The organism is Halorubrum sp. SP9 (assembly GCF_005435015.1).
Taxonomy (GTDB): domain Archaea; phylum Halobacteriota; class Halobacteria; order Halobacteriales; family Haloferacaceae; genus Halorubrum; species Halorubrum sodomense.
In genome coordinates, this window is the sequence record NZ_SGXU01000088.1 from 1 (window position 1) to 1,793 (window position 1,793).

Sequence of the window (1,793 nt, forward strand, 5' to 3'; positions counted from 1 at the left end):
GCCTCGCGACACTCGGTGTGTGGCTGCTGATATGGCGCCGTGTCCGTGAGGGTACAGTCAGTAGCGCTGTGGAGACGCTGCTACCAGTGCGTGTGCTGTCACTCCTTCCGCGGTGGGTCTGGGACCGCTCCAAGAGCGGACAATCGGTTGAGCTTGACGCAGACGCGCTCCGATCAGAACTGAATGAGAAGTACCCTGATCTCGATGAGCCGCAGCTTCAACAGGTGATGACAGCTGTTTTATCTGAGCGGTCACGAGACGAACACGATGAGTAGCCCCGAGGCGCTGTACGAAACGCTCCGTGAGGCAGTTGGTGATGTTATCGTCGGCAATGAGGAGGTGCTTGAAGGCCTGACAATCGCGCTACTTACTGATGGCCATCTTCTCTTAGAGGGTGTTCCGGGCGTCGCAAAGACAACGATCGCTAACGCCTTTGCACGGGCATCTGGACTCTCATATAGCCGGATTCAGATGACGCCCGATATGGTGCCCGCTGACGTCGTCGGGACGAACGTCTACCAGCAGGCGACTGGTGAGTTCCAGCTCAAAAAGGGGCCCGTCTTCGCAAATCTGGTTGTAGCCGACGAGATCAACCGGGCCACGCCAAAGACACAGAGTGCGCTGCTTGAAGCGATGGAGGAGTCAACGGTCACCATCGACGGCGACACACTCGATCTGCCGGCGCCGTTCATGGTGATTGCGACGCAGAACCCAATTGAGATGGAGGGAGTCTTCGAACTTCCAGAGGCCCAACGTGACCGCTTCCAGCTGAAATACACGGTTGAGATTCCTGACCGGGCTGGTGAGCGCAAGGTACTCGATCGGTTTGATACGGCGCCCGGTCTTGGTCCGTCAGCGGTTGAACAGGTCATCGAACCGGAGACACTCCAGCACGCAAGCGATGCTGTCAGTGAGGTCTACATCGCTGAGCCGGTCAAAGAGTACATTCTGGATCTCGTGGCGGCCACACGGGCGTCACCGATGTTACAACACGGTGGGTCCCCGCGGGCAACGCTCGCCTTCTTGAGCGCTGGCAAGGCTCGGGCTGCGATTCAGGGGCGTGAATACGTGATTCCAGACGATATCAAATCACTCGCCGCACCTGTGCTCAAGCACCGTGTGATCCGCACAACTGATGCTGAACTCGCTGACGAATCTGTGTCTGCGATTATTGACGAGATACTTGCGGATGTGACGCCGCCAAGCGCCGACACAACGTTTGCTGAGACAGACGAGCAGGCAGTCGCTGGCGAATGAGACGCAATCTCAACTGGCGAAAACAGGTGCCAGCGGCACCCACTAGTTAAGTTGTGTCTTCGTCGCGGCCATATCGACAGGTCACCGTAAGCGGGTCATCCGCCGTGACCGTAACCTCAACAGGTTCAGCGAGAGCCTCAACGAGACTGACGGCAAGAAATGAGGAAATCGGGTGATCAATAGCTGTCGGGTCACCTAACCCGGCACCACTGATCTCAAACGTGATGCGCTGGGTGTCGGTATCGACTGCCGACTCAGCGGTATCAGCGAGTTCAAACACCTCAACCAACGCATCAGCAATGACTGGCGCAGCCGACTGTGGGCGGGGGCCAAGCGACTGATCGATCGTATCTGAGAACTCCTCGAACAGGGGCACCCCCGTTGGATGAAACGCAACGCCACCTGTCGTGGGGTCTTCAGGCACGACAAACAAATCGAGATCGGTCGCTAATCCGGGGAGTGGCGCATCTGCGTCTCGCGGGACAAACAGCCGGACCGCCTCTCCCGGGATGTACACTGGCTCCCCCCGCAGCCCT

General features: G+C 58.2%; 1 protein-coding gene and 2 pseudogenes. 2 read left to right on the top strand and 1 reads right to left on the bottom strand.

Annotated elements, in window-relative coordinates; translation table 11 throughout:
* Nucleotides 1-275, top strand: a pseudogene (locus tag EXE45_RS20790) (DUF4350 domain-containing protein); the annotation flags it as partial.
* Complete coding sequence (locus tag EXE45_RS16470) at nucleotides 268-1,257, top strand: MoxR family ATPase (RefSeq protein WP_199233666.1); 990 nt, start codon at nucleotides 268-270, stop codon at nucleotides 1,255-1,257. The pseudogene EXE45_RS20790 and the gene EXE45_RS16470, both read left to right, overlap by 8 nt.
* Nucleotides 1,258-1,303: 46 nt before the next feature.
* On the opposite strand, the pseudogene EXE45_RS16475 reads toward EXE45_RS16470, so the two are convergent.
* Nucleotides 1,304-1,793, bottom strand: a pseudogene (locus tag EXE45_RS16475) (hypothetical protein); the annotation flags it as partial.